This window comes from Kitasatospora aureofaciens (assembly GCF_001188955.3).
GTDB lineage: Bacteria > Actinomycetota > Actinomycetes > Streptomycetales > Streptomycetaceae > Kitasatospora > Kitasatospora aureofaciens.
Window position 1 is genome coordinate 10584 of record NZ_JPRF03000045.1, and the last position, 22952, is coordinate 33535.

20 protein-coding genes are annotated in these 22952 nt (G+C 73.2%); 11 read left to right on the forward strand and 9 right to left on the reverse strand.

The genetic code is table 11. The annotated features are described in order from the left end of the window. Positions 1-2 precede the first annotated feature (2 nt). From HS99_RS28225 to HS99_RS28265, 9 genes are read left to right on the forward strand one after another with little or no spacing between them, the layout of a single operon-like run. Complete coding sequence (locus HS99_RS28225) at positions 3-1031, forward strand: NAD(P)/FAD-dependent oxidoreductase (protein WP_030597002.1); 1029 nt, start codon at positions 3-5, stop codon at positions 1029-1031. Beyond that, on the forward strand, positions 1028-3286 hold the full coding sequence (locus HS99_RS28230; protein WP_030279065.1) for a class I tRNA ligase family protein: 2259 nt from the start codon (positions 1028-1030) through the stop codon (positions 3284-3286). The genes HS99_RS28225 and HS99_RS28230 overlap by 4 nt, the downstream gene beginning before the upstream one ends. Next, on the forward strand, positions 3283-6618 hold the full coding sequence (locus HS99_RS28235) for a non-ribosomal peptide synthetase (RefSeq protein WP_030596999.1): 3336 nt from the start codon (positions 3283-3285) through the stop codon (positions 6616-6618). The genes HS99_RS28230 and HS99_RS28235 overlap by 4 nt, the downstream gene beginning before the upstream one ends. Then, a complete protein-coding gene (locus HS99_RS28240) occupies positions 6615-8114 on the forward strand; it encodes an AMP-binding protein (protein WP_223886141.1) in 1500 nt (499 codons plus the stop codon). Before HS99_RS28235 ends, HS99_RS28240 begins: the two co-directional genes overlap by 4 nt. After that, positions 8104-8367, forward strand: a complete 264-nt coding sequence (locus HS99_RS28245; RefSeq protein WP_030279059.1) for a phosphopantetheine-binding protein — start codon at positions 8104-8106, stop codon at positions 8365-8367. Before HS99_RS28240 ends, HS99_RS28245 begins: the two co-directional genes overlap by 11 nt. A 2-nt stretch (positions 8368-8369) precedes the next feature. Beyond that, entirely contained in the window at positions 8370-8984 is a 615-nt protein-coding gene (locus tag HS99_RS28250) for a GNAT family N-acetyltransferase (protein WP_030279057.1), read from the forward strand. Then, positions 8981-10030 (forward strand): C45 family autoproteolytic acyltransferase/hydrolase, encoded by a 1050-nt coding sequence (locus HS99_RS28255; RefSeq protein ID WP_030279055.1) that lies wholly within the window; start codon positions 8981-8983, stop codon positions 10028-10030. Before HS99_RS28250 ends, HS99_RS28255 begins: the two co-directional genes overlap by 4 nt. Then, positions 10027-10749, forward strand: a complete 723-nt coding sequence (locus HS99_RS28260) for a 4'-phosphopantetheinyl transferase family protein (RefSeq protein ID WP_157846514.1) — start codon at positions 10027-10029, stop codon at positions 10747-10749. The genes HS99_RS28255 and HS99_RS28260 overlap by 4 nt, the downstream gene beginning before the upstream one ends. Further along, the gene (locus HS99_RS28265; RefSeq protein WP_046386635.1) at positions 10742-11332 is read left to right on the forward strand and encodes a hypothetical protein; all 591 of its coding nucleotides are present in this window, start codon (positions 10742-10744) and stop codon (positions 11330-11332) included. Before HS99_RS28260 ends, HS99_RS28265 begins: the two co-directional genes overlap by 8 nt. 295 nt (positions 11333-11627) lie before the next feature. Here the strand turns inward: HS99_RS28265 and HS99_RS45330 are convergent, their stop codons facing one another. Then, positions 11628-12143, reverse strand: a complete 516-nt coding sequence (locus tag HS99_RS45330; RefSeq protein WP_030557419.1) for a hypothetical protein — start codon at positions 12141-12143, stop codon at positions 11628-11630. Between the two features lie 518 nt (positions 12144-12661). Here HS99_RS45330 and HS99_RS28275 point away from each other — a divergent pair. Together HS99_RS28275 and HS99_RS28280 are read left to right on the forward strand one after the other, a co-directional pair. Further along, positions 12662-13282, forward strand: a complete 621-nt coding sequence (locus HS99_RS28275; protein WP_030279049.1) for a DUF6230 family protein — start codon at positions 12662-12664, stop codon at positions 13280-13282. Between the two features lie 62 nt (positions 13283-13344). Further along, on the forward strand, positions 13345-13791 hold the full coding sequence (locus HS99_RS28280) for a DUF6114 domain-containing protein (protein ID WP_050366961.1): 447 nt from the start codon (positions 13345-13347) through the stop codon (positions 13789-13791). Between the two features lie 138 nt (positions 13792-13929). On the opposite strand, the gene HS99_RS28285 is transcribed toward HS99_RS28280, so the two are convergent. From HS99_RS28285 to HS99_RS48560, 8 genes are all read right to left on the reverse strand, one after another. Continuing rightward, positions 13930-14304: an aggregation-promoting factor C-terminal-like domain-containing protein gene (locus tag HS99_RS28285; protein WP_232543010.1), complete on the reverse strand. Its 375-nt coding sequence runs from the start codon at positions 14302-14304 to the stop codon at positions 13930-13932. A 468-nt stretch (positions 14305-14772) separates the two neighbouring features. Beyond that, positions 14773-15798, reverse strand: a complete 1026-nt coding sequence (locus tag HS99_RS28290; protein WP_078938900.1) for a helix-turn-helix domain-containing protein — start codon at positions 15796-15798, stop codon at positions 14773-14775. Between the two features lie 119 nt (positions 15799-15917). Next, a complete protein-coding gene (locus HS99_RS28300) occupies positions 15918-16736 on the reverse strand; it encodes a carbohydrate ABC transporter permease (protein ID WP_030279041.1) in 819 nt (272 codons plus the stop codon). 11 nt (positions 16737-16747) lie between these two features. Further along, entirely contained in the window at positions 16748-17671 is a 924-nt protein-coding gene (locus HS99_RS28305) for a carbohydrate ABC transporter permease (RefSeq protein WP_046386633.1), read from the reverse strand. Next, on the reverse strand, positions 17643-18896 hold the full coding sequence (locus tag HS99_RS28310) for an ABC transporter substrate-binding protein (protein WP_030279036.1): 1254 nt from the start codon (positions 18894-18896) through the stop codon (positions 17643-17645). Before HS99_RS28310 ends, HS99_RS28305 begins: the two co-directional genes overlap by 29 nt. 125 nt (positions 18897-19021) lie before the next feature. Further along, on the reverse strand, positions 19022-19759 hold the full coding sequence (locus HS99_RS28315) for an alpha/beta fold hydrolase (RefSeq protein WP_030557423.1): 738 nt from the start codon (positions 19757-19759) through the stop codon (positions 19022-19024). Positions 19760-19853: 94 nt separating this feature from the next. Beyond that, a complete protein-coding gene (locus tag HS99_RS28320) occupies positions 19854-22601 on the reverse strand; it encodes a helix-turn-helix transcriptional regulator (RefSeq protein ID WP_030557424.1) in 2748 nt (915 codons plus the stop codon). After that, positions 22523-22915, reverse strand: coding sequence for an SsgA family sporulation/cell division regulator (locus HS99_RS48560; RefSeq protein ID WP_107050812.1), 393 nt, complete (start codon positions 22913-22915; stop codon positions 22523-22525). The genes HS99_RS28320 and HS99_RS48560 overlap by 79 nt, the downstream gene beginning before the upstream one ends. Positions 22916-22952: the final 37 nt, after the last annotated feature.

Here is a 22952-nt window from a genome sequence, read left to right on the forward strand (position 1 = left end):
CGATGAACGAGGTGGACATCGCGGTCGTCGGCGGCGGCATCATCGGCTGCCTGACCGCGCGCGAACTGCTCGCCCGGCGCCCGGAGCGGACGGTGGCGGTGCTGGACCGGGACTCGGTCGGCTCCGGCGCCAGCCGCCGCTCGGCCGGCCTGCACTTCCCGCGCGGCGCGACCGGCCGGGTGCGCGGCATGGCCGCCTACAGCCAGCAGTACTACGCCGAACTGTCCTCGCACCGACCGGAACTGCCGATCCACCAGGTCGGCATGGACGTGGTCGGCGCGGAGCAGACGGTGCGCCGGAGCTACCTGGCCAGTGCCCGGCCGACCCCGGCCACCGCGGGCGTCTGGCAGGTCGAGGGCGGCCAGTACGCGGACGTGTCGGGTCTGACCGGTCGGCTCGCCAGCGAGCTGCGCGGCGGCGCGGTGGTGCACGAGGGCACCGGGGTCACCGCGATCGGGCTCGACCCCGAGCGGATCACCCTGGCGCTGAGCAGCGGCGGCGAACTGACGGTGGGTCAGGTGGTGCTGGCGCCCGGGCCGTGGATCGCGGCCCCCGCCTGGCGCGAGCTGGTCGCTCCGTTGGGGGTGCGGGTGAAGAAGGTGGTCGCGCTGCACATCGACCTGGTGCCCGCACCGACCGACCGGGTGGTCGTCTTCCAGGCGGAGGACGCCTTCCTGCTCCCGCTGCACGACCGCGGGCACTGGCTGTTCAGCTACACCTGCCAGGAGTGGGGCGTGGACCCCGACGCGCTGGGCGAGGGCCTGTCCGACCAGGACCTCGGCGACGCGCTGGCGGTGCTGCGCGCCGTGGCCCCCGAGTACGCGGCGCACTGCGCCTCCGGGCGGGTCTTCTGCGACGCCTACAGCGGCACCGGGGAGCCGATCGTCTGCCCGCTGCCCGCCGACCCGCGGGTGGTCTTCGCCGGCGCCGCCAACGGCTCCGGCTACCGGCTGGCCCCCGCGATCGCCGCGCAGGCCGCCGATCTGATCGACATTCCGTTCCTGACCAGTCCGACCAGGAGTCACGCATGATACTGAGCAGCTACGACGAGGGCGTGCTGCACGAGGCCTTCGGCATCGACATGAGCAGCATCGAGGGAATCGCGGGAAGCCAGGGCCCGGGCGCCGGCTGGGGCCGGGTGGCCCCGGGCGTCAGCTCCGAGCTGCACCGGCACGACGAGACCGAGTTCTTCGTGATCGTGGCCGGCCGCGGCGAGTTCGAGGTCGACGGGGAGCGCCATCCGGCGGTGCCGGGCACGGTGGCCCTGTTCGAGCCCTTCGAGACGCACGTGCTGCACAACACCGGCGCCGACGACCTGGTGTTCGTCACCCAGTACTGGCGCGACGCCGAGCGCGCGGCCCGGGCGGCCACCGCCCCCGCGGGCACCGGTTTCGGGGACCGGCCGGTCTTCGTCTTCTCCACTCCGCCCACCCCGAACGGGGACCTCCACCTGGGCCACCTCTCCGGCCCGTACCTGGGGGCCGACGCGTTCGTCCGGTTCCAGCGGATGAACGGCGCCCGCGCCTGGCACCTGACCGGCAGCGACGACTTCCAGAGCTACGTGGTCGGCGCGGCCGAGCGCGACGGGAACACCCCGGCCGGGACCGCCGCGCACTTCAGCGCGGAGATCGCTGCCACCCTGGAGCTGATGGACATCCCGCTGGACCAGTACACGGTGACCAACGCGGACGCCGAGTACCCGGACGGGCTCCGGGAGTTCTTCACCCGGCTGGTCGACTCCGGCACGGTCGCCCCCAAGGCCGCACCGGCCCTGTTCGACGGTGAGACCGGCGCCTACCTCTACGAGGTGGACGCCAAGGGCACCTGCCCGACCTGCGCCGCCGGGACCAGCGGCAACATCTGCGAGGAGTGCGGCGAGCCCAACCTGGTGGTCGACCTGGTCGCGCCGCGCTCGGCCCGCTCGCAGGCAGCGCCGCGGACCGGCACCGCGACCCGCTTCTCGCTGCCGCTGCACGAGTTCGAGGACGAGATCGCCGCGCACCACCGACTGGGCCGGGTCCCGGTCCGGCTGCGTGACCTCGCCCGGCGGCTGTTCGCCCGCCCGGAACTGGACATCCCGGTCAGTCACCCGGCCGACTGGGGCGTGCGCCCGGCCGAGGAGGCCGGCGCCGACCAGGTGATCTGGGTCTGGCCGGAGATGTCCTACGGCTTCCTGCACGGCATCCAGGCGCTCGGCCGCCGGCTGGACCAGGACTGGCGGGCCGCCGAGCCCGCCGCGGACTGGAAGATCGTCCACTTCTTCGGCTACGACAACAGCTTCTACCACGGCGTGCTCTACCCGGCGCTGTACCGGGTCGCGTACCCCGACTGGACGCCTGACATCGACTACCACGTCAACGAGTTCTACCTGCTGGAGGGCGCCAAGTTCTCCACCAGCCGGCGGCACGCGATCTGGGGCAAGGAGATCCTCGGCGCCGACACGGTCGACGCGGTGCGGTTCTTCCTCAGCCTGACCCGACCCGAGGGCCGGCGCACCAACTTCCGCCGCGAGGAGTACCAGAGGGTGCTGACCGAGACCCTGGTCGGCACCTGGGAGCACTGGCTGACCGACCTGGGCGCCCGGGTCCGCAAGGGGTACGACGGTGCGGCGCCGGACGCCGGCAACTGGACCCCGGAGCAGACCGCGTTCCTGGCCCGGCTCGGCGCCCGGCTGACCGCGGTGACCGGGGCGCTCGGCCAGGCCGGGTTCTCGCTCAACCAGGCCGCCGCCGAACTGGACGGCATCGTGCGTGACACGGTCCGGTTCGCCGAGCTGGAGAGCCTGACGGCGGACGACGCCCGCTGGCGGGCCGAGGCCCGCACCGCGGTGGCGCTGGAGCTGGCGGCCGCGAAGCTGCTGGCCCGGGTGGCGGCGCCGGTGATGCCGCGCTTCGCCGCCCGGCTGTCGGCCGCGCTGGGTCTGCCGGAGCCGGCGCACTGGCCGACCTCGGTCGAGCTGCTGGCGCCGGGCACCGAGGTCACCCTGGCGGACGCGGTGTTCTTCGCCGCCCCGGCCGCCGTGGCCGCCGAACCGCCCGAACACCTGGGCCTGCTCACCGACCTCGTCACCGAGGCGCTCCAGCTGGCCGAACGGCCGGCCGCCGACGCCACCCTGATCGACCTGGGCACCAGCTCGCTGCAGGCGGTCCAGCTGCAGTACCAGCTGCTCACCGCGCTGGACGTGGACGTGCTGGTGGACGAGCTGCTCGGCGAGCACGACCTGACCGCACTGGCCGGGCTGATCGGCGAGCGGGCGGCCACGGCGGTCGTGGAGGCGGCGGCATGAACGCCGAACTCGTCGAACTGGTCCATGACATCGAGGAGCGGGGCCTGTCCGTCTCGGTGACCGGTGGGGACCTTCGCCTGCAGGGCATGCGCGACCGGATGGACCCGGAACTGGTCGGCCGCATCAAGCGGTTGAAGGCCGAGCTGATCCAGCACCTGAGCGAGGCCACCCCGCACGAGAGCGGCAGCTTCCCGCTCACCCCGCTGCAGCACGCCTACCTGCTGGGCCGCGGCGGAGTGTTCGAGATCTCCACCGCCAGTCACGTCTACCACGAGATCGAGGGGCACTGGGACGTCGGCCGGCTGGAGACGGCGCTGAACGCGGTGATCGGCCGGCACGACGCGCTGCGGGCCCGGTTCACCGAGGACGGCCGCCAGGTGGTGGAGGCCTCGGTCGCCCCGGTGCTGATCGAGCGGCTGGACCTGCGCGGGCAGAGCCCCGAGCAGCAGCTGCGGACCCGGGCCGCGCTGCGCGAGCAGCGCTCGCACCGGGTGCTGCCCGCCGACCGCGCGCCGCTGCTGGCGGTGGAGGTGACCGAGCTCTCCGACCGGGCGATGGTGCTGCACGTCAGCCACGACGGCCTGGTGATGGACGGGATCAGCTCCTTCCTGTTCTTCCGCGAGTGGTGGCGGGCCTACCAGGGCGAGTTGGCCGCCGAGGGCACCGGACTGGCGCTGGAGGACTACGTCTCGGCGCTGGCGGCGGCGGCGGTCAAGGCGCCCGCGGCCCGCTCCCGGGCCTACTGGGCGGGCCGGCTGGACCAGTTGGCGGCCCACCCCGACCTGCCGGTGGCGGCGAGCCCGGCCGCGATCACCCGGCCGCGGTTCGTCCAGCGCCAGGTGCGGCTGGACGCCGCCCAGTGGGCCGCGTTCAAGCGCCGGGCGGCGGGAGAGGGGCTCACCCCGTCCGGCGCGCTGCTGGCCGCCTACGGCGAGGTGCTCTCCCGCTGGGGCGCCGGCGAGCGGTTCACCGTGACCACCACGGTGGCCAACCGCCCGCCGGTGCACCACCGGATCGCCGAGGCCGTCGGCCAGTTCTCCGACACCCTGCTGGTGGAGATCGAGGTCGACCGCGGCAAGCCGTTCGCGGCCCGGGCCCAGGCGCTCCAGCGGCGGCTGCGCACCGACCTGGACCACCGGCACCAGTCCGGCATCGAGGTGCTGCGCGAGCTGGGCCGGCGGCGCGGCAGCGCCGAGGCGCGGATGCCGTTCACCTTCAACAGCGCGATCGGCTACACCGAGGAGGTGGACGGCTCGGCGTTCGAACTGTTCGGTCCGGAGGTGTTCAGCGTCAGCCAGACCCCGCAGATCTGGCTGAACGCCTTCGCGATGGAGCAGCACCAGAGCCTGGTGATCCAGCTCGACGGGCTGGACGAGCTGTTCCCGGCCGGCCTGCTGGAGGCCCTGACCCAGGGCTACCAGTCCCTGCTGGAGCAGCTGCTGGAGGAGCGGAGCTGGGCCCGCACCGGCTTCGACCTGCTCCCCGGCGACCAGCTGCGGCGCCGGTGGGAGGCCAACGACACCGCCGTGGAGCTGCCCGAGGTGCTGCTCCAGGACGCCTTCACCAAGCGGGCGACCAGCTGCCCGGACAACCCCGCCCTGATCACCTCCCAGCTCCGGATGAGCTACGGCGAACTGCACCGCCGTGCGGCGCTGACCGCCGCCTGGCTGCGCTCGCACGGAGTCGGGCGCAACGAGCTGGTGGGCCTGGTGATGCGGCGCGGGCCGGAGCAGATCATCGGCATCCTGGCCACGGTGCTGGCCGGGGCCGCCTACCTGCCGGTGGACGCCGCACTGCCCGAGGAGCGCCGCCGGTACATGCTGGCCGACGGCGAGGTCCGCTGCGTGCTGACCAACGTGGCCGACGCCGACCGGGACGGCCGCGCCGTCCTGCGGCTGGACGCCACCGCCCCGGCGCCGACCGGTGCGCCCGCGCTGCTCGAACCGCTGGCCGGTGCCGACCCGGACGACCTGGCCTACGTTCTCTACACCTCCGGCACCACCGGCGCGCCCAAGGGCGTGATGGTCACCCACCGCAACGTGGCCAACGTGGTGGCCGACTGCTACACCCGGTTCGGCATCCACCAGGACGACCGGTTCTTCGCGATCAGCGCCTTCAACTTCGACCTGTCGGTCTGGGACGTGTTCGGCGCGCTGACCGCGGGCGCCGCGCTGGTGATGCCGGACGCCGACCGGGCGGTCGACCCCGCGCACTGGCTGCGGATGTGCGAGTCGGGCGGGGTGACGGTGTGGAACTCGGTGCCCGCCATCGTCGGCCTGATGCACGACCAGGCGCTGGCCGAGGGCACGGCGCCGCCGGCCCTGCGGCTGGTGATGATGAGCGGGGACCGGCTGCCGCCGGCGCTGCCTGCGGCGCTGCGCCGACTGGTACCGGGCCTGGAGGTGGTCTCGCTCGGCGGACCGACCGAGACCACGGTCTGGAACATCCTGCACCCGGTCGAGGAGTGGGAGGACGGCTCCGAGTCCATCCCCTACGGCCGTCCGAACGCCAACAACCGCGCCTACGTGCTGGACGCGGACGGCCAGGATGCGCCGGACTGGGTGACCGGCGAGATCTGCGGCGCCGGCACCGGTGTGGCCAGGGGCTACTGGCGCAACGAGGAGCGCACCGCCGAGAAGTTCGGCTACGACGAGCGGCTGGGCGAGCGGCTCTACCGGACCGGCGACCTGGGCCGCTACCTGCCCAGCGGCGAGATCCAGATCCTGGGCCGCAGCGACTTCCAGATCAAGGTCAACGGCTACCGGATCGAGGCCGGCGAGGTGGAGACCAGGCTGGCCGCGCTGCCGGCGGTGCGGCAGGCCGTGGTGGTCCGCCAGGAGGGCAGCCGCGGCGACCGGCTGGTGGCCCACCTGGTGCCCGCCGCCGCCGACCGGCCCGATGTGCTGGCCATCCGTCAGGAGCTGCGGGAGGCGCTGCCCGAGTACATGGTGCCGGCCGCCGTGGTGTGGCACGAGGAGCTGCCGCTGACCCGCAACGGCAAGGTGGACCGGGGCGAGCTGATCCGCCGGGCGCCGGCGGCCGAGCCGGCCGAGCAGGCGGCCGCGCCGGTGGCCGACGACGGCGAGGCCGGGCCGACCGAGACCGAACTGACCCGAATCTGGGCGCAGATCCTGCACCGGCCGGTGGTCGGGCCGCACGACAACCTCTACGCACTGGGCGGCGACTCGATCAGCGCCGCGCGGATCCTCACCGCGGTGCGCAAGCGGTTCGGCGTGGGCATCCAACTGGGCCAGCTGGCAGCGCTGGAGACGGTGCGACTGATGGCCGCGCACGTGGACGCGGTCGTGGCGGCGAAGGAGGCGCAGCGGTGATCGTCAACCGGATCACGGCGAACGCGCCGACCGGCGGGCGGATCTCGTTCGCCAGGCTGGACGGCACCGAGACCCTGGAGCTGGTGGAACTGCACCGCCGGGCCGGGCGGTTGGCGGGCGCGCTGGCCGAACTGGGAATCGGTCCGGGCGACCGGATCGGGATCCTGGCGGCCAACAGTCCGCAGTGGGTGCTGCTGGACCTGGCGGCGCTCTGGCTGGGCGCCGAGACGGCCGGCTTCGAGCCCGGCAAGTTCGAGCCCGACCAGCAGCTGGTCAGCCGGTACGGACTGCGGCTGCTGTTCACCGACCGCCCGGCCGAGGCCGCCGGCGTGCTGCCGCTGGCCGAGGTGGACCGGCTGGTGGAGAAGGCCGACTCGGCACCCGAACCGGTGGTCTGGGAGCCCGACCGGGTGACCACCGTCAAGTTCACCTCCGGCAGCACCGGCGAGCCCAAGGGCCTGGGCGCCACGGCCGCTTCGATCGACAGCTCGCTGCGCGCGGTCCAGGACATGTTCCACCACCGGCCGGGCGACGACCTGTTCGTCTTCCTGCCGCTGTCGCTGCTGCAGCAGCGGTACTGGATCTACTCCGCGCTGCGGCACGGCCACGACGTGACCGTCTCCACCTACGAGGCCGCTTTCGCCACCCTGCGGCGGGCCCGGCCGACCGTGGTGATGGGCGTGCCGGCCTTCTTCGAGACCGCCCGTCGGCACATCGGGGCGCGGGCGGCCCGGTCGGGAAAGCCGGTCGGCGAGCAGGCCGTGCAGCTCTTCGGCGACCGGATCCGCTACCTGTGGACCGGCTCCGCCCCGGCGGCCCCCGCGACGCTGCGCTTCTTCAACGAGGCCGGACTGCCGATCTTCGAGGGCTACGGCCTGAACGAGACCTGCATCGTGGCCAAGAACCACCCCGGCGCCTCCCGCGAGGGCAGCGTCGGCCGGGTGGTGCCCGGCAAGGAGGTGCTGCTGGACGCCGACGGCGTGATCAGCGTGCGCAGCGACCACCCCGTCAACGACCACTACGCCTACGCCGCCCCCGGCGACAGCGAGAAGGTCTTCCGGCCCGGCGGCATCGTCCGCACCGGCGACCTCGGCCTGATCGACCAGGACGGCTACCTCTACATCCTCGGCCGCGCGGACGACGTGATCGTGCTGGAGAACGGCAAGAAGATCGTGGTCCGGCCGATCGAGGAGCGGCTGGCCTCCGGGCCCGCCATCACCGAGGCGGTGCTGTTCTGTCCGCGGCAGACCGAGTTGGTCGCCGTGGTCCGCCCCGCGCACTACCCGCCCGACGAGGCCGTGATCGCCGACGCGCTCGCCGACGCCAACGCGGCGCTCGGCAAGGACGAGCGGATCGCCCGGGCGATCGTCGCCCGTGAGCCGTTCACCGTCGAGAATGGCCTGCTCACCTCGCAGTTCAAACCCCGGCGCCCGCAGATCCGGGCCGCCTACGCAGCTGACCTCGCCAACCCCCAGGAGGGTATCCATGCACGCTGAGACCGAGACCGCGGCCCGGGAGAACCTGGTGCTGGTGCTGACCAGTCCGGTCGAGCCGGAGGAGGTCGACCCCGACGCCGACCTGGCTGCCCGCTACGGCCTGACCTCGCTCAACAAGGTGCTCTTCCTCACCTCGCTGTGCGACGAGACCGGCACCGAGCTGTCCCGATTCACCGAGCACGACCTGGCCCGGATGACCACGCTGCGCAAGGTCGTCGACGCCGTCGCCCCGTCGACCATCGAGGCGGTGTGACCATGGGAACCTGGGCCGTTCACGCACCGGTGGTGCTGGAGAACGAGTTCGTGCGGCTGAGCCCGCTGACCGCCGCCGACCGGGACGGGCTGCGCACGATCGCGCTGGCGCCGGACATCTGGCGGTACTTCGTCACCCGGATCGATACCCCGGAGGACTACGAGGCCTTCTTCGACGCCACCCTGGCGGACCACCAGGCATGCCGGCGGGCGGTGTTCGTGATCACCGACAAGCGGACCGGGCGGGTGGCCGGGTCGATGAGCTTCGGCAACATGGCCGAGGCGGACGGGCGCCTGGAGATCGGCTGGTCCTGGCTGGGCCTGGACTTCCAGGGCCGGGGGGTCAACCGCTGGGCCAAGTACCTGCTGCTGCGGCATGCCTTCGAGAACCTGGGCGCCCTGCGGGTGGAGTTCAAGACCGACGAGCTGAACAAGCAGGCCCGGCGCGGACTGCTGAACATCGGCGCCCGCGAGGAGGGGACGCTGCGCAGCTTCAACCCGATGCCCGACGGTCGGCGGCGCAACGCCGTCTTCTACAGCGTGCTGCGCGACGAATGGCCCGAGGTGCGCGAGCAGTTGGCCCGCGGCCCCCGGGTGGTCCGACAGGAGGGGGCATGACCGGGCGACTGCTGCTGGAGGGCACCGCGTTCGAGCGCGGGGAGCAGCACGGGCGGTCACTGGCCGGTGAGCTGCGCGCCTTCCTGGACGACGGGCTGGCCCGGCTCAACCACCTGACGGCCACCCCGCTGACCCTGGACGGGCTGCGGCCGCGGATCGACGCCTACCGGGCGGCGGTCGAGGCCGCAACCCCGGACCTGGCCGCCGAGGTCGAGGGCCTGGCCGCCGGGGCCGGGCTGAGCCCCGCCGAGGCCTGGCTGCTCCAGCTGCGGCGGGAGATCATGGGCTACCAGAAGGTGCCGACGGCCGGCGACTGCACCACCTACGCACGGGCCGGCGGTCGGTACACCGGGCACCCGGTGCTGGCCCAGACCGTGGACCTGAACGGCAACCTGGACGACGCGATCAGCGTGCTGGACGTGGCGCCGGCCGGGTCCGCCCGGCGCTCGCTGGTGCTCTCCTTCGCCGGACTGCTCGGGTACCTCGGGCTGAACAGCGACGGGCTGGCGATCGGGATCAACCTGGTGCTCGGCGGGGACTGGCGTCCCGGGCTCCCCCCGTACCTGGCGATCCGCCACCTGCTGGACACTGCGGACAGCGTGACGCGGGCGCTGGAGCTGCTGCGCGGGATGCGGCTGGCCAGCTCCCGCTCGCTGACCCTGTGCGACCGGGAGCGGGCCGTCTGCGTCGAGGTCCTGGGCGACGAGCTGCGGGTGCGGGAGGGGTACCAGACCGCGCACACCAACCACTTCCTGGACCCGGACCTGGCGCGCGGCGACGAGCTGAACGTGTTCGCCCGCAACTCCTCGGTGCGCCGCCTCAAGGAGGCCGAGGCCGGGCTCGCCGAGCTCGACCCGGCGGCCGGGCCGGAGGAGCACTTCGCACTGCTGTCCAGGCCGCCGATCTGCGTGCCCGACGAGGGCGACATCCGGCGCGAGCGCACGGTCGCCGCCGTGGTGCTGCTGCCCGGGCGCGGGGAACTGCACCTGCGACCCGGTGACCCCTCCCGATCGGCCACGCAGGTCTTCGGCCTGCGGCCGACGTGACGGCCCCGGGCGCAGGGGTGGAGGCCTGGCTCGCCGACCTGGCGGCCGACGCCGAGCCCCTGTCGCCGGCGCACTACGAGGTGGACCTGACCGAGGAGGAGCGCCGCCGGGCGGCCGGTTACCTGAACGGCGAGGACGCCCGGCTCTTCCTGCGGTCCCGACTGGTCGTCCGGCGGCTGCTGGCCGCGCGGCTGGGGGAGGCCCCGGGAGCGGTGCGGCTGGCGCGGACCAGGGGCGGCAAGCCCTACCTGCCGGACCATCCGGAGCTGAAGGTGAGCTGGTCGCGCTCGGAGGACCTGCTGCTGCTCGGCATCTCGGACCGAGGGGCGCTGGGGGTGGACCTGGAGCGGATCCGGCTCATCCCGTCCGCCACCCAGGTGCTCGCCTCGCTCTACCCGGCCCTGCCCCCGCAGGCCGACGGGGCCGGACCGGAGTTCTTCTTCTCCGCCTGGACCCTGCTGGAGGCCGCTGTGAAGGCCACCGGGCGGGGGCTGGCCCAGGGGGTGGGGGACGTGACCCTCTCCTTCCCCGCGCGCGGCGGCGCCGCCCTGCTGGGGATCGCCCGGACCGGGGGCGAGCCGTGGGCGGCGAGCACGGCGCTGCTGGAGGCGCCGGCGACGACGGACGCCCGGCTGATGGCCTCATTCGTGACGCGGGGTCAGCTCGGTCGGATCTGGCTGCGGCGGTGGCCGCCGGAGGGGAGTGCGGGAGATGGCTGAGTCGGCGGTGCTGCACGCGGTGGTCCCACTGCTGACGGTGCAGCGGTTGCGCGAGCGCCTGGCCCCGGTGGCCGACGACCCGCGGTTCACGGTCGTCGTGCGGGACGGCTGGGACGGGCCCCAGGCGTGGGTCGGCTGTCCGGCCGGTCCGGGAGCTGCGGGGGAGGTGGAGCGGGTGCTGCGCGTTCCCGGTGGCGGTGCTGCCGGGGCGGTGCCTGTGGCGGGCGAGGTGCCCACGGCCGGGGCGCGGGCGGTCACGTTGACCGGGCCGTTCCCGGCCGCGGCGGGGCTCGCGGTCGAGGACGCGGCCGTGCTCGCCCTGGCCGGCTGGCAGGAACTGCTGCGGCGCCGTCCGGAGCAGGACCGGAGCCGCTACTCCTTCGCCCTGCACGCGGAGCCGGTGCTCCCCGACGGGTGGCTGCTCCAGTCCTGGGTCAACCCCGCGTTCGGTCCGGTGCAGTTCACGGTCCGGTCCGGGTCACGGCTGGCGGTCAGCTCGCCGGGCCGGGTCGGGCGCGAGGAGCTGACCGTGCTGCTCGCGGAGTGGACCCTGCTGGTGGCCCGGGCCGGTGCGCCCGGTTAGCCCGGCCCCCGGTGGCGGGGGCGAGGCCGTCCCGACGGCCTGCGCCCCCTCACCGGCCCGCTGCCCGGTCGCCGTCGGCGGTCGCCGTCTCCCCGGCGCCGTCGGCGTGGTCGGTCGGCGGCACGGCTGCCCGCCCGTCGCCCAGGTGATGTCCTGCTACCGGACGCTGGCGGGCCTGGAGACGCAACTCGCCGCAACCCCGGGCCGGCGCCCCGCCCCGGTCCGGCGTCGGGACGGGGCACCACGGCATCCGGACCGGCCCCCGGGACCCGCCGGGGGACCCGTCGGGGCCGGATCAGTGCCCGACCGCCACCTTGGCCGCCACGATGCACAGGCCCAGAAGGAGGTTCACCACGCCCTCGACGGCCGCCTGGCCGGTGGAGGCGCCGGCCCGACGGGCGCCCAGGGTCGCCCAGCCCACCTGCTGCGCCACGGCGACGCCGACGGCCAGCCAGGCGCTGTCGCCCGTCCCGAGCCAGGGGCTGACCAACACCGCCAGGGCCGGGAGCGCCGAGGCCTCGACGAGCGGCCACTCCTCCCGGCCGACCTCCCGCACCCGGTGCCACCCGACCCGGCGGCCGACCTCGCGCTCTCCCGCCAGGTGCGCGTAGACGTGGGCGACCCAGAAGACCAGCCCGTTGACCACCAGCAGCAGGATGAGCGACAGCCGCGGACGGGTTTCGTGCACTCCGGAGGCCGCGATCACGGAGGCGGCCAGCATCGAACCGTAGACCGCTCCGGCGTAGTCCGTCCGGTCGGCGGTTCCCTCCGGGGCCGGCCCGCGCGCGGTGGGAGGACGGCTGTCGGGCATGGACACGATGCGCCTCCTCCCGTCCCCGGCCGGGGACGACCGTCGAACCCGCTCAGCCCATGATCACCCGTTCCCCGGCGCGCCGCCTCCCTTCCGGCAGGTGAGCGGGCCCCGTCGCCGCCCGCTCACCGCGGACGAGTACCGGCGCGCAAAGGAGCTCGTCCTCACCTGACGCGCCCCTCGACAGCGCCCCCGGCCCGGTGGCCCCCCGACCGCCGGGCCGTACGGTAGACGCCTTTTCGAGCAGGATCCGCACCGTTCGAATCTTCCCCTTGGCTGCCCGGCACCGGTCACCTCACTGATCGGCGAGCCCCTGTTGCCGTGGCCGATGGGCCGCTGGGGTGATGTGCGGCGACATGGTCGTCAATGTGGTCGTGAATGGTTTGCGGAGCCGTTACCCGCACCGCATGATCGGCCGTGTTCGGTCTTCCTCGATCTCGGGCAGTCGGTGCGGTCTCCCGTGCGCCCGCTTCCGGCCGGGCGCACGGGAGCCACGGTCCAGGTCAGAGAGGGACGGCATGTCGCAACGCTTCGGCAGGACTCGCTGGAAGCGCTTCGCCGTCGTCCTGCTGCCGTCTCTCGCGGCCACCGCGGCCCTCGTGGCCGGGATGGCCGAGAACGCGCTCGCCGCGTCCTTCCTCATCTCCGGCGAGGAGTTCAAGGTCTCCGCCGAGGAGCTCCATGGCGAAGGCTTCAGCCTGTACGGCACGGTGGACCTCACCCGCGAGCACGACCCGGTGCCGGTCATGGTGACGGGGTTCGAGTCCGCCACGATCCACGGGCTCTGCCAGTCGGCAGTCTTCCCGATCCCGGTGCTCGGCACCTTCACGCTGCGGCTCACCGGTGACAAGCGAGCGGCCACCGCGAAGGGGTTCTTCATCGACGCGAAGCACTTGGCGGCCGACCAGTCGAGCTCCCACCACCTCGACATCGGGGTCGCCGCCGGAGCGCTCACCAAGGGCGAAATCAGCCAGGGCGATCGGGACTCGCGCTTCTTCAACCCCAACAGCCCCGCACAGCAGGCCAGTTCGATCAACCTGACCGACGTGCGGGTGACCGCGGTCGCGGTAGCGGCCGGCAGCTTCGATGTTCCCGGTCTGGGTGTTTCGCTGGTGCGCGGCCGGGACGAGTGCTTCTGACCTGCCGATCCGGTACCCCGATGTCCCGTCTCAATCCCATCGACCGCACAGGGAGTCGCCACGTGTGGAACAGAACCACGGCCCCGTGGTCCCAGCCGCGCGAGGCGATCGCCACAGCCCGACGGGAGTTCCGCGTCTGGCGCGGCACCCGCCCCTTCTGGGCCGGCCTGCTGACGTTCAGCGGCGGCCTGCCGATCCTCTACTTCCCCTTCCCCTATGCCCACCTCAGCCCGGGCGGTCTCGGCCTGGCGCTCTCCACCACCGCGGGCGCGGGCTCACTCCTCATCGGGTGCCTGCTGATCACGCTGGGTGTCATGCTCTGGCTCCAGCAGCAGGTGCGGATCTTCGCCGGGGTCGCCGCGATCCTGCTCGCACTGCTCTCCGTGCCGGTCGCCAACTTCGGCGGCTTCTTCCTGGGGCTGCTGCCCGGGCTCATCGGCGGCTCGCTTGCCTGCGCCTGGGCACCACCGGACAACGGCGGCCCGGTGGAGCCGGAGATTCCGGAGTGAACCGCGACAGGGCCCGTGCCACGCGGATCGCGCGGGCGCGGGCCCTTTCGGGTCATCCCAGTGGTCCCTGTCCGGCCCCCGGGGTGAGGGGGAGGATGGTCAAGGTCTCGGGTGCGGTGCTGGCGGCCGAGGGGTGGCTCAGTACCAGTGGTGGGTCTGCCAGAAGGCCCAGGCGGCGTTGGGGCTGCCGTAGCGGGTGTTCATGTAGTCCAGCGTCCACTTGATCTGGGTGGCGGGGTTGGTCTTCCAGTCGGCGCCGGCGGAGGCCATCTTGGAGGCCGGCAGGGCCTGGCCCAGTCCGTAGGAGCCCGAGCTCGGGTTGGTCGCGGTCACGTTCCAGCCGGACTCGTGGGAGACGATCTGGCTGAAGGAGGCCAGCTGGTCCGCGGGGACGATCTGGGCGGCGATGGCCTGCGGGGAGGCGTCCGCGGCCGAGGCCATGGTGGGGACCGCGGCGGCACCCAGGGCGGTCAGACCGGCGGCGCCGGCGAGGATTGCGGCAGAGGTACGCATACGCAGCTTGAAAGTGGGCATATAGAGCAAGACCTCAATCGGGTTGGGCCGAGTCACCCCCCGTTTTGGACCGTGGCCGGACAGGGGCCATAACGGTCGCGGGGAGTGACTTGGCGGTAGGCCGCTCACCGGCGGGACAGGTGCCGGTGTGGCGATGCAGCAATTGTTGCCAGGTGGGATCGGTTTTCGACAAGCCCCCCCTTGCTACGATCCGCTGTCGTATCCGGCGCTTCCGTCGGCGCTGGTTCTCGGGGCGGCTCGTGCGGTCGGCGACGGTGCTGAGCTGGGCAAATGCCGCGGTCGGGGGTGGCGGGTGGCGCCTGGGGCGACCACTATCGCCCGTCGTGGACCTGTTCAGGTGTGAGCAGGGTCACGGTTTATGTCGGGGTTTGTCCCATTTATCCGCTACTGACCGAGTCGCCGTCCGTGCTCTGTGTGCAGACGATCAGCCCGGGGCTGAGACCGGCGTCACGCTCCCGCCGTACGGGTACCGGATCGCCGACCGCCAGGGGCGGAGGTGTCGCGGGCGACGGAGGGGCATCGCGCCGGTTCGCCGCCGACCTGCCAGTCCCTCGGTGTCATGCTGTAGGCGGCACGGAAGGCGCGGCTGAAATGGCTGGAGTTGGCGAAGCCCCAGCGGCGGGCGATCCCCGCCACCCCGAGTTCCGCGGCCACCGGGCGGAGGAGGTCCCGGCTGCACCGCTCCAGCCGCTGGGTCCGGATCCACCCGCCGACCGTGGTGCCCTCGCGTTGGAAGAGCTTGTGGAGGAAGCGGACCGACATGAAGTTCGCCTCCGCGATCGTGGACGGCGACAGGTCCGGATCACGGAGGTTGCGCAGGATGTGCGCCTTGACCCGCTCCAGCGAGGCCGCGCTCCGCGGGGCCTGCGGCCGGGAGCGTCGGGACCGGTCGTCGACCAGCAGCGCCAGCAGGTCGAGCGCGGTCGCTGCGGCCCGACGGCCGGCGGCCTCGTCCAGCACCTCCGCCTCGCGCGCCAACCGCGAGAGGTAGGTCGCCACCAGCGCGGCGCTGCCTTCGGTCCCGCTGAACGGGGTCGCGGTCAGCGCCCGCAGGTCCCGCTCCGAGACGTCCAGCGCCGCGCGGGGGAAGTGGAAGGACGCGAAGACGAACCCCTCCTCCATCTTCTTCCGGAAGACCCGGGAGGTGTCGGTGATGGGGAGCTCGCCCGGCCGGACGACCGACTCCCTGCCGTCCTGCTCCTTGAGCGCGGTGCCACGCTCCTGCAGACTGAGGATCAGTGACGGGGGGCCACCGTCGGCGATCATGCGCCGACTGCGCGTCACCACCTGCGGGGCTGCCTGGACCTTCGTTATCCGCACCGGGCCGAGCTGGTGGCAGACGATCGCCCCGGGCGAAGGCACCTCCTCCAGGAGGTCCACCACAATCGGCACGAAGGCGTGGGACGCCGCCTCGTGCCAGCTCGCCGCCCGGTCGGAGGCGGACAGTCGCGCGGTGGAGAGAGATACGGGCACCGGGTTCCTCTCGGGTCGGTCGGCCGGCGGTGGTCCCGTCCACCGCTGCGCCTTCCGGGTCACCATGCCAGCGGGCCCGGGGCGGGACATCGCGTGAACCCACTAGATCGGGGTGACCCTCACTTGACGGCCGCACCCGTGGCGGCGCTGGTGACGTGGCGCTGGGCGACCACGAGCAGGACGGCGGCGGGCAGCGATGCCAGGACGGTGGTGGCCATCACGGCGTTCCACTGGTTGGTGTGGGCGCCCAGGTACCGGTAGACGCCCAGGGTGATCGGCCGGACGGTGTCCGTGGTGGTCAGGGTGAGGGCGAAGAGGAAGTCGCTCCAGGCGAAGAGGAAGGTGAAGACGCCGGCCGTGATCAACGCGTTCCGGCTCAACGGGAGTACCACGGAACGGAAGACGCGCAGTCGGCCCGCGCCGTCCACCCGCGCGGCCTCGATGATCTCCTCGGGGATGCCCCGCATGAACGAGTGCAGGATGACGATCGCGAAGGGGACGCCGGCGGTGGAGTCGGCGAGGACCAGCCCCAGGTGGGAGTTCAGGAGCCCCAGGTCGTTGTAGGCGCCGTAGAGTGCGTTGGCCACCACGATGCTCGGCACCGTCTGGGTGGTCAGGATGCCGAGGAGTACGACGTTGGTGCCGCGTAGGCGGAACCGGGCCAGCGCGTGCGCGGCCGGCGCGGCGAGTGCCAGGCTGAGCGCCGCGCTGCCGAGGGCCACCACGAGGCTGGTGACGAGGTTGTGTCCCTGGTCGCGCAGCGCGGTGGCGTACCCGCTGAAGTCCGGGTGGAGCGGGAACCACCCTCCGCCCAGGGTGTTGCCGGCCGGCTGGAGGGAGGCGTTCACCATCCAGTAGACGGGGAACAGCATCAGTGCGAGCACGACGGTCCCGACGAGGGCGGACAGCAGGCCGCCGCGGCCGGGTGAGCGCTTCACGGGATCGCCTCTCAGACGGTCCGGGCGCGTCGGTCGGCGCGCAGATAGAGGACGGCGAACACCAGCGACAGGACGATGAGCAGGTTGCCCATCGCGGCGCCGCGCCCGAAGTCGAACTGCCGGAAGGACAGTTCGTAGGACTGGGTGGCGATGGTCCCGGTGGCGTCGGCCGGTCCTCCGCCCGTGACCACCAGGATGATGTCCAGCACCTTGACGGTGTAGACCGCGCCCAGCACGAGCACCACGCTCACCACCGGCCGCAGCAGTGGCCAGGTGATGTGGCGGAACGAGGCCAGCGAGCCGGCGCCGTCCAGCTTCGCCGCCTCGTAGAGGTGCGGGGGGATGTCCTGCAGACCGCCGTACAGGATCGCGGTGTTGAAGGGGACGCCGACCCAGACGTTGACCAGGACCACTGACAGCAGCGCCTGGGAGGTGCCGGTGAGCCAAGGGACGCCGGACGACGAGAGGTGGAGGCCGCGCAGCACCGCGTTGACGACGCCGGTGTCGGGGTCGAGCATCCACTTCCAGGTGGTTCCGGAGGCGACCAGCGGCAGCAGCCACGGCAGCAGCAGGAGCGATCGCAGCACGCCGCCGAGCGGGAAGCGGCGCCGGAAGAACAGGGCGAGGGCCAGGCCGACGGCGAACTGTCCCAGGACCGAGCCGACCGTGAACACGGCCGTGGTCAGCAGGGTTCGGGGGAAACGGCTCGACGAGAGGATCGCCGCGTAGTTCCGCAGCCCGACGAACGGGGCGTCACCGGTGTAGAAGGTCGTGACGGTGTACCGCTGAAAACTCATCACGACGTTCTCGACGACCGGGTAGCCGAAGAACAGCAGCAGGTACGCGGCGGCGGGCGCGATGAACAGCCACCGTGCCCATCGCTCCCCGTGCCGAACCGGCACCGGGTCAGTGGCCGGTCGCGGTCTGCTGCGCATGGCTGAGGGCTTCCTCCGGTGTCTGCTCACCCGTCAGCGCGGACTGGATCGCGGTGTAGATCCCCGTCGCCGCCTTGGGCCACTCGGTGCCGAGCTCGCTGGTACGGGCGCGCGCCGCCGCCACGCTCCGGGCGAAGGCGGCCGTCGACGGGTTCTCCTCGGCGTGCTGGGCGGCCACCGAGGTGCGGGAGGGCACGGTGTGGTGCTCCTGGGCCAGGGTGAGCATGTTCGAGGGGGAGTTCAGACAGGAGAGGACCCGGGCCGCCTTCTCCTGCCGGGCCTTGGAAGGGTTCTGCGGGACCGCCCACACCTCGCCGCCGAGCGGGGTCACCGGGCTCTGTCCCAGCCGGGGGACGGGCACGGGGGCCACTCCCCAGTGCAGGTTCGCGTCCTTCTCCAGGGCCGGGATGCGCCACGGGCCGTTGATCATCATGGCCGTCCGTCCGGCGACGAACTGGTCGTGGACGTCGGCCTGCGTCCAGTTCAGCACCGACTTCGACATGGATCCGCTCTTCACCAGGTCGACCCAGAGCTGGAGCGCCTGCGCGGCCTGGGGGGTGTCCAACTGCCGCTCGTCACCGCCGTTGGACCACAGGAAGGGCAGGAACTGCCAGGTGCCCTCGAAGGTGGCGTTCGCGTCGACCGCCATGCCGTAGCGCCCGGGACGGGTCAACGCGGCCGCGGCCGCCTTCAGTTCGTCCCAGGTCCTCGGGACGGCGACGCCGGCCTCGGCGAGCATGTCCTTGTTGTAGATCAGGGCGACGGTGCTGACGTTGGGGGCCAGTCCGTACACCCTGCCCTGGTAGGTGCCCGCCGACACGATGCCCTGGGCGAAACCGTCGGCGTCGATGCCGTATCCGTCCAGCGGGGTCAGCGCGCCGGTCCGGGCGATCTGCTGCAGATCGGGGTTGTCGAGCATCAGCAGGTCGGGGAGGGTTCGCGAGGACGCCTGCTGCAGGACCTTGGGGATCAGGGACGCCCCCGGGACGCTCGTCTGCTCGACCCGCACCCCGACCGTCCGGCCGCACGCGGTGAGCAGGTCGCCCCACTGGGTGTGTTCGGATTCGTCGGTGTAGTAGTCGAGCGCGGTGATGGCGGTGACCTCGCCCCCGGCCGCCCCGGAACCGGCGTTGTGACCGCACCCGGTGGCGGCCGGCACCAGGAGGAGGATCCCGGTCAGGAGGGCGGCGATCCGCCGAGCCGACGATCTGGCCGGTGAGGTCATGCTGGTGCCTTTGCCGGGTGACGGGGTGACGGGGTGACTGGTGACGGGGGTGGGTCGTGCGAAACGGGGCGGACTGCGGGGGCGCCGTTCACCGGACCAGCCGGACCCTTCCGTTCGAACGCATATTAAACACCCCCGAAAGTGCCCATGGCGTGCCGGGTGGCCTCCCGGATCATCGCCACCACGGCGTCGGGCCGCGACAGCGGGACGGCGTGCGAGGCGTCCAGCACGTACTCGGTGGCCGCCATGCGCTGGGCCATGAAGCGCTGGGCGGCGGGGTTGAGCATCCGGTCGGCGGTCGCGATGGCGTACCAGGACGGCTTGGACGCCCAGGCCGGCGAACCCGATCTGTCGGTCAGCGCGCCGCAGGCGATCGGGCGTTGTGCCGCGGACAGCGCCTGCTCGACCGCCGGTGGCAGGTCGTCGGCGTACACCTGTCGGAACCGTTCCGCACGGATGTACACCTCGCTGTCGGGGCCGGAGGGGAAGGCCGTGGTGATGGTGGCGTCGGCCAGCGGGGAGGGGGCGAAGCGATTGGTGATGTCCAGCACGCACTCGCCCGCATCGAGGCCGAACGCGGCGACGTAGCACAGGGCCACCACCTGGTCGGCGTCGCCGGCCGCGTGGGTGATCACCGCGCCGCCGTAGCCGTGGCCGACCAGGACGACGGGGGTGTCGAGGTCTCGCACCAGGCTCCTGACGCACGCGGCGTCATGCTCCAGGCCGCGCAGCGGGTTCGCCGGGGCGTGCACCGCCACTCCGGCGGCGTGCAGCAGGTCGACGACCCCCGCCCAGGACGAGGCGTCGGTGAACGCGCCGTGCACCAGTACGACGGTCGGCGGAACGGGGGAGGGGCTGTGCATGCCGATCACCTTCGACTGGGCGGGGCGGGCGATGACCCAGCCAATCGTGTCCGGCCGTGGCGGGGCATCGCGTGAACGTACCAACGTGCCCCGCTCAGCCCTCGGGCAGGGAGGCGACCAGGTTGGCGAGCTGGACCCGGGAGCCGATCGACAGCTTGCGGAAGACGGACGTCAGATGGGTGTTGACGGTGTGCGGGGACACCACGAGCACATCGGCGGCCGAGCGGTTGGTGTGGCCCTGGGCGATGAGGCGCGCGACCTTCTCCTCCGAGGCGGTGAGGGCGCCCCAGCCCTGGACGGGGCGCTGCACGGTCGCGGCCCGCCGGCCGCCGGCCCCGGTGCTCTCCATGGCGTGTTGGACGCGTGCCGCCTCGGCGTGGGCGCCCGCCCCGGCGAACGTGCCGTGCGCGTGGGCCAGCACGGTCGCTGCCGGGCCGGGCCGCCCCGCGGCCAGCAGGGCCAGGCCGAGATCGGCGTGGGCGGCGGCCCGGGTCAGCGGGCGGGGGCTCGCCTCGAGCAGTTCCACGGCGTGTCCGAGCACGGCGGGGTCGTTCCGCACGAGCCCGCGCGCCTGCGCCGCGACGCCCGTGGCGGTCGGCACGGACGGGTTGCGTCCGGCGTGGGCCTCGGCCTGCGCGGCCAGGTCCTCGGCGAGCCGCCGCTCCCCGCCGCGCAGGGACATCCGGACCGCGGCGTCGACCCAGTCGCGCAGCAGCCGCCACCGCATGAAGGGCCCCTGCTGCTGCACCCGGCGGATCCGGTCGACGGCGAGTGCGACGTCCCCGTCGGCCTCGGCGTGGACGGCCTCCAGGAAGCGCACCGCGGCCGTGTTGCCCGGGTTCGGTTTGACGGCCAGTCGTTCCCGGGCGGCGAGCAGGTGCTCCCGGGCCGCCTCCCGGTCGCCGCGCAGCAGGGCGATCCGGGAGCGGATCACCCGACCGTTCAGCTGCTGGACGGACACCCGCACCTCGTCCTCCAGACGTTCCATGGTCACGAAGTCGGCCTCGGCGTCGTCGAGCCGGCCGAGCCCCAGGTCGTGCTGGCCCTGGGCCCACAGCAGCATGGCCTGACGCACCGCCCCGCCCCGCTCCGCCGCCCGCAGGAGCAGGCGCTCGGCGGAGGCGAAGTCGTCCACGTGCAGGTGCGCGACGACCTCCTCGGGGAGGAAGGCGGAGTCGATGGCGCTGAGCGCGGCGAAGCGCTCCAGCGCGACCGCGTTCTCCCCCGCGTTCAGCGCGGTCTCGCCCAGTCCGGACAGGGCCAGCACATGGGCCTCCCGGTCGCCGATGTCGGTGGCGGTCCGCAGTGCGGTCTCGCCGGCCTCCCGGGCCGCGGCCAGGTCACGGCCCCGGGACAGGGCCAGCGCGCGCAGGGCGGCCAGCCGGGCGCAGATCTCCGGGGCGGAGCCGCCCGCGGCGAGCGCGGCCTCGGCCCGGCGGCGCAGCTCGTCGGTGAGGTCCATGGTCCACAGCGCCCCGCCCAGGGCTGACTGCAACCGGCCGAAGGTCTCCAGCGGCGGCCGGCCGGCCAACAGCCGGTCGCCGGTCTCCAGCGCCTCGCTGTTGCGGCCGGCCCGGGTCAGGCAGAGGATCGTCTGCTCGCCCACCTCGAACTTCAACCGTCCTGACGATGGCGACAGTTCGAGGGCTCGCAGCATCAGGTCGGCCGCCGGCCCCGGGGTGACCGCCAGCACCTCGTCGGCGACTCGCCGGAGCAGTGTCACAGCCTCCTCGTCCCCGGGTACGGCACCCCGGAGGATGTGCGGCACCGCGTCGATCGGCTGCCGGCCCGCGGAGACCAGGCGGCGGGCGGCCTCGCGGTGCAGGGCCTTCCGGGCCGACGGCGGGATGTCGGCGTAGACCGCCTGGCGCAGCAAGTCGTGCCGGAAGACCAGCTGGTCGCCGTCGTCGTCCAGGAGCCCGGCGCGGACGGCCTCCTCGAGCGCGGGGAACAGGGCGGCGGCCGGGCGGTCGCAGAGCGCGGCGGCGTCCTCGAAGCCGAACCGGCGGCCCAGCACCGCGCCCATCTGGAGGAAGCGCAGCGTGCCGGGCTGCAGGGACCGGAGCCTGCCGCGCACGCCGACCACGAGCCGGGAGGGCACGGTCTCCTGCGAGGCGTCGGCGGTCCGCAGTCCGGCCAGCATCTCGATCGCCAGGAACGGGTTCCCGCCGGCGCCGTCGAGCAGGTCCCGCACCCATGCGTCGACCGCCGGTCCGAGCGTGTCGTCGGCCAGTTGACCGATGGCCGCGCCGGACAGCGGGCCCAGGGACACCGTGACCGTCGGAAGGTTCCCGGTGGCCGCCGCCACGATCTCCTCCGCCGGGCCGGCCGGCTCCCGGCGCCCGGTCAGCATCCACAGGACCGGCGAGGTCCGCAGGCGGGTCGGCAGCTGCTGCAGGGCGAAGCGGCTCAGCGCGTCGGCCCACTGCACGTCGTCCAGGCCGATCAGCACCGGCGTGTCGGTGGCCCTGGCCTCGATCGCCTCCGCCAGGCGCTCCACCAGCCAGATCCGCTGGTCATGGTTGCGGGCGAGATCGGCGAGGTCGTCGCCGGACAGCAGCGGCCGGTCGCCGTGCAGGACGCTGGCCGCCAACGACGAGAGCGGCACGATGCGGTGCAGCTCATCGGCCTTGCCGAGGCCCACGGAGAAGCCCGCCGCACCGGCCCGGGACGCGGCCTCGGCCAGCAGGGTGGTCTTGCCGATGCCCGGTTCCCCCTGGATCAGGGCCAGCCCCCCGCTCCCGGTGCGGGCCACCGAGGCGATCAGCGCCTGGAGCTCTGCGAGCTCGGCCTCCCGGCCGCGCAGGCCACGATGGGACAGCGGACCGCCTGACCCTGCCATTCGAGCTTCTTCCCGTCCGCCCTCGCCTGCCGAAGCCGGGCTCCGTCCGTGCCGCTGTTCCCGGCTCCAGAGGGTACGCCGTGGGTGGTCGGCCGCTTCACCGGAGGTGGCGCCGGTCCGGCTGTCACGTGGCAGGTGCGGGGTGGCCGGATCCGGACGTCGCCGGCGCCGGCCGGCCGCTGCGGTCCCTCCCGGAGGAGATCGCGGGAGAACTGCCAGACGCCTGCTTCGGGGCGGCGGATCCGCCGCCCACGCCAGGGAGGGGGTTGGCGGGGATGTTCCGGTGGTGCACGGCGACGTGACGGCCCGTGCACCTTCCCGCCAGCGGGCTCGGCCGGGAAGCGGGCTCGC